This window comes from Streptomyces flavotricini (assembly GCF_020639365.1).
Lineage (GTDB): Bacteria > Actinomycetota > Actinomycetes > Streptomycetales > Streptomycetaceae > Streptomyces > Streptomyces flavotricini.
Genome location: NZ_JAINUL010000001.1, coordinates 8119842 through 8128905, shown reverse-complemented (window position 1 = coordinate 8128905; position 9064 = coordinate 8119842). Strand labels below are relative to the sequence as shown.

The window sequence follows — 9064 nt, the reverse complement described above, 5'->3', positions numbered from 1 at the left end:
CGCCGCCCGCGCCCGCGCCCGCGCCCGCGCCCGCGCCCGCGCCCGCGCGTGGCGAGCCGACCGTGTCCGTCACCCGATCACAGGAGCCATCCATGACCACGTCCGCCGGCCGCGCGAAGGCCACCGCATCCGCCGCCGCCCTCGTCAGGGACGAGCAGGGCCGCGTGCTCATCGTCAACCCCGTCTACAAGGAGCGGTGGAACCTGCCCGGCGGCCACCTCGAGGAGGGCGAGCTCCCCACCGCGGCCGCGCGCCGTGAGATCCGTGAGGAAATAGGCCTCGACCTCGAGATCGGCGATCTCCTCGTGACCGCCTGGGTGACCAGGGCGGAGGGATCGCACGTCTTCTACGTCTTCGACGGCCCCCGGCTGAGCCCGGAGCAGCAGCGGGCCATCACGCTCCAGGAATCGGAGATCGGCGAGATCCGTTTCTGCCTGCCCGAGGACATCTCGCCCAGCATGATCCCGCCCTTCGCCCTCGCCGTATGGCGCAAGGCCCTCGCCGCACGCGAGGACAAGCACGCCGCCTACCTCGAACTCGCCCTGTAGTCCGGCGCCCCCCGGCACCCCCCCCGGCACCCCCCCCGCGCCCCCCCCCGGCACCCCCGCCCTGTCATGCCGCACGCACCGTGCTCGTCGATCCGTACGGCTCGAGCTCATTGCCGGCGGCCGAACCGCTCGAGGGCCCCGAGAACATGGGCGCGCGTGGTGTCGCCGCCCAGATGGCCCGCGTCACCGACGACGATCAGCTCCGCGTCCGGCCACGCGCGGGCGAGTTCCCACGCGGTGTCGAGCGGGCCGGCCAAGTCGAGCCTGCCGTGGACGAGCACGCCGGGGATGCCGGCCAGGCGGTGGGCGTCCCGCAGCAGCGCGCCCTCCTCCAGCCAGGCCCCGTGGGAGAAGTAGTGCGAGCAGATCCGCACCAGGGCCAGCTGCGCGGCCGGCGGCCGGTCCCCGTACGGGTTCGAGGCGCCGTTCGTCTCCCCGGAGAGCACGGCGTCCTCCCAGGCGCACCAGTCGGCCGTGGCCTTCTCCCGTACGGCGGCGTCCGGGTGTTCCACACGGCGCGCGTAGGCCGCGACGACGTCCCCGTCGCGCGGCGTACCGGGGGCTCCCGCCAGGAAGCGCTCCCATTGCTCGGGGAAGAAGCGGCCGACACCCCGGTAGAGCCAGTCGATCTCGGAACGCCGGGTCGTGGTGACAGCGGGGATGACGATCTCCGACACCCGCTCGGGGTGGGTCTCGGCGTAGGCCAGGATCAGTGTGGAACCCCACGAACCGCCGTACAGCAGCCAGCGGTCGATACCCAGGTGCTCGCGCAGCCGCTCCATGTCGGCCACCAGGTGCCGGGTGGTGTTGTGCCGCATGTCGGTCGCCGGATCGCTCGCGTGGGGGGTGCTGCGTCCGCAGCCGCGCTGGTCGAACAGGACGACCCGGTACCGCTGCGGGTCGAAGTACCGCCGGGCCCCGGTGCCGCATCCCGACCCCGGCCCGCCGTGGACGACGAGTGCCGGCTTGCCGTCTGGATTGCCGCAGACCTCCCAGTACACGAGGTTGCCGTCGCCGACGTCGAGCAGTCCTTCGTCGTACGGCTCTATGGGGGGGGAACAGCTCACCCATTTCCAGACCTCCTGGCAACCGGCCAAAAAAACGGTGCGGCCTGGCCACCTGCCGGGACCAGACCGCACCGCACTGCGTCCAACCGGATTTCACCCTACTGCCGACTCCGTCCGGTCAGCGAGGTGATCCGAAGGACACCGCTAGGCCGTGCGCATCCAGGCCGGGGATTCGATGCCCCATGCCTCGTTCCAGGCCAGGCAGTGCGCGCGCGAGCGCGGGCCGACGAGCGGCCAGGCGGCTTCGAGGTCGAACCCCCGGTCCCACTTGTTCAGCAGGGCCTCGAAGAACCCGGTCGCCACCGCCGCACGGCCGGTGTCGTCATCCGCGGCCAAGACCTCCTCGGCGAGGGACAGCACGCGGCGGCGGACGTCCTCGGGGAGCTCACCGTAGTGGTCGGCGAACACGTCGGCGAACGCACCGAGCCTGAAGGTGAGGGGCAGGTCTCCGTCCACTGCGGCCGCGAGCACGCCATCCGTGGCGAGCATGTTCTGCCACCACTGCGGTTCCGTCACTTCTGCCACTTCCACCACCTCACTTCTTCACGTAGTTCTTCGCGAACTGCAGGGCCTGCTCCATGTCCTTGATCAGGTTCTCGGCTGCCGCGCGGTCGCCCTGGGACGCCACCGGATTCTTCTTCAGCCAGGTGTACAGGAACGAGACCGCGTCCTCGGCCTTCTGGGTGTGGAAGGCGTTGCCCACCGGCTTGCCGGTGATGGCCTCGAACCGGACCGCCGCGGCCGTGCTGCCGCTGCCGATCTTCGCATTGGCCCGGTACAACTTGTCGGCGAACTCCTTCAGTGCGCTGTCGGCGACGACCGGCTTCGCCATCTCCTCGCGCAGCGTCTGCTTGTACAGCTCGTGCTGGGTCCGGCCGAAGGCAGGGCCGGACAGCCGCGGCTTCGTCTTGAGGCCGATCTTCTTGCCGAGCTGCTTGAACAGCCGGCCGATGGCCCGGCCCCCGCCGCCCGCCTCGGAGTAGACCCTCGCGGGGACGACCTGGTCCAGGTCCTTCATCAGGGCCGGGCCGCAGATCTTGGACTTCTTGTCGCCGCCGAAGAACGGATTGTTGTTGTCGTAGCTGCAGTACGCCGCCAGAAGGGACTTCGCCGGGTCGGGGTTCTTCAGGAGGGCGTCCCAGTGGACGGCCCCCTCCACGTCGCCCATCCAGCTGTCGAAGTCCGAGGCGATCTTCTTGCAGGAGTCGATCGACGTGCCGGCAGGCAGGGCCGTGCCGTTGATGTAGCAGCCGCCGTCGAACCAGAGCAGCGTGACGCCGTTCTCGTAGTCCTGGAGGGCGTCGGTGGCTCCGTCGCCGGCCTGGCCGACGGAGCCACCGTTCGGTTGGTCGCGCCGGGCCTCGTCCTCCTTGCGCTGCTTCTCGGCCGCGATGTCCAGGGCCTCCTTGGCGGCCTCGGCGGCGGCGTGCGCGTCCTTGTTCGCCTTGAGGGCTGCCTGACGGGCGATCTCGGCCGATTCCGCGGCCATGGAGGCGTACGTACGGGCCTGCGCGGCGGACTGCGCGGCAGCCTGCTCGGCCGCCGTTGCCTGGGCGGCCGCCTGGTTGGCGGTGGCCGCGGCGTTCTTGGCCAGGCGCGCGGACTCGGCCGCGCGGGCCGCCGAGGCGTCGGCCTCGGCCGCGGAGTTCACCGCGTCCTTCGCGTACTGGGTGGCGTCCGCCGCGGCGTCGCGGGCCTTGAGGGCCGCTCCGGCGGCCTTCGCGCTGTCCTCGCCGGCCCGGGCGGCCACCCGTGCGGCCTCGGCGAGGAGCAGCTTCACCCCGGCCTCGTGCGTCGCGGCCTCGTTGTCGTGCTTGGCGGCCTTGTACTGCACGGACGCGACGAACTCGCGGGCCATCGAGGCCGGTCCGGCCATCGCGATCTGGGCCGCGGCCTTTGTCTCCGGGCCACCGCCGTTCATGATGCGGAGCGTCTCGACCCGGTCGTCGTCCTCCTGGGCCTTGACGTGTCCCGTGCCCAGGAACGCCCGGAGGGCGTCGGTGGTGCCGGCGTCGATCGCGGCGCTCGCCGCTTTCTTGACGGCGGGCCCGCCCGAGTGCGAGAGCTCCAGGACCTTGACGCGATAGGCGTCGGCCTGCACATCGTGCTGACCGCGCTCCAGGAAGCGCACCACCTCGGCGTGCGGGCGCTTCAGCGCGGCGTCGGCCGCGGTCTTCAGCGCGGCGGGGCCGGTGTCGGACAGGTGGGCCACCCGGGCCCGGTCGTCCTGTTCGGCGGCAACGGCCTGGGTGTTCCCGAGCCAGGCCCGGATGTCCTCGTCGCCCCCCGACAGCGCGGTCTCCGCGGCCTTACGGGTCCACGGGCCGCCCGTGCTGAGCATCCGGACCGCGGCGATGCGGCCCTTCGCCACGGCGATGCCGGCCTGCGTGCCGGCCTGCGCCGCAGCGCCCGCGGCCGCCGCGGCGTTCTCTCCGGCACTGGCCGCGGCCTGTGCGGCCTTGACCGCCTCGTTGACGGACTTCATCGACGCGAGCGCCGCCTTGGCGGCGGTCCGCGCGCCGGCCGCCGCGTCGCGGGCCTGCTCGGCCGCCTTGCGGGCGGTCTCGGCCTGCCCTGCGTCCTTCAGGGTGGCTGTCGCCGAGTTGTAGGCGCGCGCCGCCGCCTCGCCGGCCGCGGAAGCCGCTGCGGCAGCAGCGGAAGCAGCAGCGGCAGCCGTACGGGCGGCCGACGTGGCCGCGCCGGCCGCCGAGATCGCCGTACGGGCGGCGGCCGCGGCACCGTCGGCGGCCCTCGCGGCCCGGCCGGCGGCCTCGGCCGCCTTCACCGAGTCGTTCTTGGCGGCAGCCATCTCCTTGGCGGCGCGCTCCGCGGACTCCTTGGCGGCCTGGGACGCCTTGACCGCCTGGTCGGCCGCGTTCGTGGCCGCCTCGGTCTCGGCCTTGGCCACGAGACCGGCCTTGCGCGCGACTTCGCCGAGCTGGGCGACGGTCATGGTCTCTTGGTCCCGGGCGCGGGCCAGGTGCTGGCCGGACTCCAGGAACTCCCGGATCTCGGCGGGTCCGCCGCCCATGGCCTCCTGAGCGGCCTGCTTGACCGCGGGGCCGCCGGTGTTCATGAGCGCGAGCAGCTCGACGCGGTCGTCGTTCTCCCGCGCCTTGTACTGGCCCTTGGTCAGGAACAGCGTCAGTGCGTCGGTCGTACCGGCGGTCAGCGCCTTGCTGCCGGCCGAGTTGACCGTGCTGCCGCCGTTGCTCATCACCTGCAGCACGGCCTGCCGCTGGTCGTCCTCGTACGACTTCTGCCAGCCCGAGTTCAGGTAGGCGGAGAGCTTCTCGACGGCGGCCAGGGCAAGGGCGGCGCCATCTGGGCCTCGGGCAGCTACCGCCGGGCCAACGTCCTGACGTCCGGAACCCAGTACCAGGCCCCGTTCTGGATCGACGCCGAGACCAAGATCTTCTACATGGACCGCGGCGGCCGCCTCGTCATCTGGGACAAGTCCCGCGGCAAGGAGCTGTGGACGTCCCACGCCTACGGCGGCGACGGCTCCTACCTGGCCATGCAGGCGGACGGCGACTTCATCCTCTACAAGAAGGACGGCGGCGACGGCAAGGGCGGCTCCGTCTGGTCGACGGCCACCTTCGCCAACCCCGGCGCCTACGCCCACTTCCAGAGCGACGGCAACCTGGTCGTCTACAAGAAGGACGGCGGCCAGGGCAAGGGCGGCGCGATCTGGCACTCCGACACCTGGCGCTGATCCCGCCCAGCCCCCGCACCCCCGCCCGGGCGCCCGTACCCCGCCCGGCCCCCGCAACCCCGCACCCCCGCGCGGCCGGACCCGCCGACGTCCCCCGACACCGGCGGGTCCGCTCCGGGGGTGCGGTACCCGGGCGCGAGCCGGCTGGCCCTGGCAATCCCCCGTCAGGGTGAGCCCGCCCAATCGAACGAGTTTGAAGGCCGCCGACCCGCTGCCCGAACGTGCGCCCACCGGGACCAGAACGTGTGTCCACGGCCTGCCCCCGAAACGGCCGTGACGGACTCGAATCCGGAGCGTTTTTAGAGCACCAGTGCCAGCTGACCGCTCAGACGGAGGATGCCGTGCATCCCCTCCCCGCTCCCACCCCCCACCCCCTCGGATTCGAACACCACCGGCCCGCCCCGGCCTTCCTCCCCCCGGGCCCGCGCCGCCTTGACGTTCGCGCGCGCCGCTGTGTACGACCGGACGCGAGGCGGGCGGCATGAGCGAGCCCACCGATGCGCCGGCCGGCGGAATCCCGGGCCCGCGCACCGCCCACCCCCACTCCCGCCCGCGCACCCTCCCCCTGCCGCCCGCCACCGTGCCCGCCGGCCCGGAGGACGCAGACATGACGGACGGGCTGGAGGAGGCGTACTGGTCCGTCCACGACGGGGCGGCCGCCAGCGCTTCGGTGCCGCAGGTGCTCGCCCGACTCCCCAAGATCACGGCGCTGATCGGGCGGCTCGCCTGGCAGGCGGACCGCGCGTCCACCCTCACGGCCGTCCTCTGCCAGCTGGCGTCGGCGGCGATGGCGGCCCTCGGCCTGATCGCCTCGGTCGGAGTGCTCCACCACCTGTTCTCCCAGGGGCCGACCCCTGACCGCGTGCGCGCCGCCGTTCCCCAACTCCTCCTCGTCGCCGGCTTCCTCGCCACCCGGGCCCTGCTGGAGGCAGGCGTCGCCACGGCCCAGGCACGCGTCACGCCCAAGATCCGGACCGCGCTCGAATCCGAGTTCCTGCGCCTCACCGCGCACGTACGGCTGGAGGCGGTCGAGGACGCGGACTGGCACGACGAGGTGCACCGGGCCAACGACCGCGGGCTCTTCTACGCGCGGATGATCGTCGGGCAGGTCGTCGCCCTCGCCTCCGCGGCCCTGCGCCTCATCGGCACCGCCGGCGTGCTCGGCATCCTCCACCCCGCCCTCCTCCCGCTCCTGTTGCTGTCCGTCGTGCCGGTGGGGGTGGCGGCCGTCCACTCGGCGCGCGCCCGCTTCCGCTCCTTCAAGCGGTGGAACGCGCTGCAGCGCCGCATCCGGGTGTTCTCCTGGCTGCTGCTCGACGTGGACGCCGCCGCCGAACTGCGCTCCGACGCCGCCCAGGGCGCCCTGCTGGACGAGCACCGCCGCCTGACCACCAAGATCGCCGAAGAGGACACCCGCCTGGGCGTGAACGCGGCCCTGCTCCATCTCGCGGGCCGCGCCGTGGGCGGGGTCGGCACCGGCATCACCTACGCCGCGCTGGCGGCCATGCTGATCGCCGGATGGCTCCCCCTCGCCGCCGGGGCCGGCGCCGTCCTGGCCATCCAGGTCGGGCAGTCCTCCCTCACCCAGCTCATCGAGGTCGCCCACCTCGTCTACGAGCACGCCCTGTGGGTCGACGACCTGCTCGCCGTCCAGGAGCGCAGCCGCCGCCTCCTGCCCCGTACGTCCGAGGTGCGGGCACCGGAGCGGGTCAAGGAGATCACCGTCCGGGACGTCCACTTCACCTACCCGGGGAAGGACACCCCCGCGCTGAACGGCGTCTCCTTCACCCTGCGCGCCGGGGAGACCGTGGCGTTCGTCGGCCTCAACGGATCGGGGAAGTCGACCTGCGCCAAATTGCTGGCAGGCCTGTACGAGGCGCAGCGCGGCAGCGTGAGGTGGGACGGCGTCGACGTACTGGAGATGGACGCGCAGTCGGTGCAGCGCCGGGTCGCCTGCGTACTGCAGGACCCGGTGCGGTTCCCCTTCAGCGCGCTGTCGAACATCACGGTCGGAACGGGCACGCTCACCGAGGCCGAGCCCCGGCGGGCGATGGCGGCCGCCCGGGCCGCCGGCGCGGACGGAGTCGTCGAGGCCCTGCCCGGTCAGTGGAAGGCGCTGCTGTCCAAGCGGTTCAAGGGCGGACAGCAGCTCTCCGGGGGCCAGTGGGCGAAGATCGCCGTCGCCCGGGGCCTGTACCAGGACGCGGTGCTGCTGCTCCTGGACGAGCCGACGGCGAGCATGGACCCGCCGTCCGAGCACGCCGTGTACGAGGCGGTCCTGCGCGGCCGGCTGCGCACCGACCAGATCACGGTACTGATCTCCCACCGGCTCGCCAGCGTCGTCGACTGCGACCGCATCCTCGTCTTCGACGGCGGCCGCATCGTGGAGTCCGGTTCCCACGACGAACTCATGGCCGCCGGCGGCGACTACGCCGCCATGTTCACCCTGCAGGCCAGCGGGTACCGGACCGGCGGCCACCGGTCCGGCTCGCCCGCGGCGGGGGAGGCGGGCCCGTGACCCCGTACGACCCCACCGCTCCCCGCACCGCCCCGAGGCGGGGCATGACGCGGTCAGGCTCGGCCGCAGCGTTCCCGAAGCTCGGAGATGACGGCTTTGCGGCGCGCCGTGACGGCACCGTTCACCGTCGCCACCCGGTCGGCCACGTCGAGGAGGTCGCTCAGATCCCCCGGTTCGGCCTCCAGGCGCCGCCACACCTCGGCGGGATCGACGTCGACGAGGCGGGCGAGCCGTTCGTCGACCACCTGGTGCCGGTCCCGGACCAGCCTCACCAGGTGCCGCATCAGCAGCGCCTCGTCGTCGGCGATCTTCTGCTCCGCCGCGATGACCAGCCACGCGACCCACAGCATCACCTGCGGGTGGCGACTGCGCTCGCTCAGGCGCTCGGCGATTTCGATCACTCGCGCCTCGTTCCGGAAGACTGCTTGCGCGTGCCGACCCGCGAGCAGCGTCGTATAGCGGTTCAACACCACCGCGAGGGGAACGCCGACCACGGGGATGCCGATCTTGATGACGTTGCGCTGCAGAAGGAACTTCCCGACGAAGGGGAGTCCCTTCGCGGCGCTCAGCACCGCCCTGGAGTAGAAGCGCTTGATCAACGGCCGCACCATGACCGGGACCGCCTTGACCACGCCTTCCCGGACCACTTCCCCACTCTTGATCGTGAAGGCCACGCGAATGAGCTTCCACATGTCATCGGGGTCGGACAGGTCGAGCGGGACCCGGTAGAGGACCGAGATGTCGTAGGCCAGGCGGAGCTGGAGCCGGCTGATGAAGGCGACATCGACCATGACGGTCGCGACGGCGGCCGGAACCGTCGCCGGCGAGGCGCCACCGAGGCTTCCGAGGGTGGCGACGACGGCCGATGTGTAGGCCCCGGCGGAAAGCCCGCCCTCGAGTGCGGCGTACCGGGCCGCCATCTTCATCCGCTGATCGACGACGGCATCCGCGGGGACGCCCTCGTACCGCTCCTGGAAGTACCGCCAGTCGACCTTGTCGGTGTAGGAGTTCATGGCCTGGGCCATGAGCTTGGTGAACCAGCTGCCGGACTTGATGTCGTCCGCGCTCAACCCCTTGATGAACTCCCGCATCTCGGCCCGCTCACGCTCGACCGCCTCCCGTTCGGCGTCGTCGTCGCCATCGGCGCCGACGGCGTCGGTCAGGGTTTCGGTCATGGCGGGTCCTCCTGGACGGGCGGCGTCCGGCCAGGTTGTCA

7 protein-coding genes are annotated in these 9064 nt (G+C 72.4%); 3 read left to right on the top strand and 4 right to left on the bottom strand.

Annotated elements, in window-relative coordinates; genetic code table 11:
- The first annotated feature begins 92 nt into the window (after positions 1 to 92).
- A complete protein-coding gene (locus K7B10_RS37230) occupies positions 93 to 548 on the top strand; it encodes an NUDIX domain-containing protein (RefSeq protein WP_229343654.1) in 456 nt (151 codons plus the stop codon).
- Positions 549 to 655: 107 nt separating this feature from the next.
- On the opposite strand, the gene pip is transcribed toward K7B10_RS37230, so the two are convergent.
- The 3 genes from pip to K7B10_RS37215 all read right to left on the bottom strand — a co-directional run bounded on the left by pip (position 656) and on the right by K7B10_RS37215 (position 4844).
- Positions 656 to 1615, bottom strand: coding sequence for a prolyl aminopeptidase (gene pip / locus K7B10_RS37225; protein WP_229343651.1), 960 nt, complete (start codon positions 1613 to 1615; stop codon positions 656 to 658).
- Positions 1616 to 1759: 144 nt separating this feature from the next.
- Positions 1760 to 2140 carry a hypothetical protein gene (locus K7B10_RS37220; protein ID WP_229343650.1) on the bottom strand — a complete coding sequence of 127 codons (381 nt, stop codon included), beginning with the start codon at positions 2138 to 2140 and terminating at the stop codon, positions 1760 to 1762.
- 10 nt (positions 2141 to 2150) lie between these two features.
- On the bottom strand, positions 2151 to 4844 hold the full coding sequence (locus tag K7B10_RS37215) for an ALF repeat-containing protein (protein WP_308284669.1): 2694 nt from the start codon (positions 4842 to 4844) through the stop codon (positions 2151 to 2153).
- Positions 4845 to 5036: 192 nt separating this feature from the next.
- On the opposite strand from K7B10_RS37215, the gene K7B10_RS37210 reads away from it, so the two are divergent.
- Both K7B10_RS37210 and K7B10_RS37205 read left to right on the top strand, forming a co-directional pair.
- Positions 5037 to 5330, top strand: coding sequence for a hypothetical protein (locus K7B10_RS37210; RefSeq protein WP_229343646.1), 294 nt, complete (start codon positions 5037 to 5039; stop codon positions 5328 to 5330).
- A 481-nt stretch (positions 5331 to 5811) separates the two neighbouring features.
- The gene (locus K7B10_RS37205) at positions 5812 to 7848 is read left to right on the top strand and encodes an ABC transporter ATP-binding protein (protein ID WP_229343644.1); all 2037 of its coding nucleotides are present in this window, start codon (positions 5812 to 5814) and stop codon (positions 7846 to 7848) included.
- Between the two features lie 53 nt (positions 7849 to 7901).
- Here the strand turns inward: K7B10_RS37205 and K7B10_RS37200 are convergent, their stop codons facing one another.
- Entirely contained in the window at positions 7902 to 9023 is a 1122-nt protein-coding gene (locus K7B10_RS37200) for an EcsC family protein (protein WP_229343642.1), read from the bottom strand.
- Between the last annotated feature and the right edge of the window lie 41 nt (positions 9024 to 9064).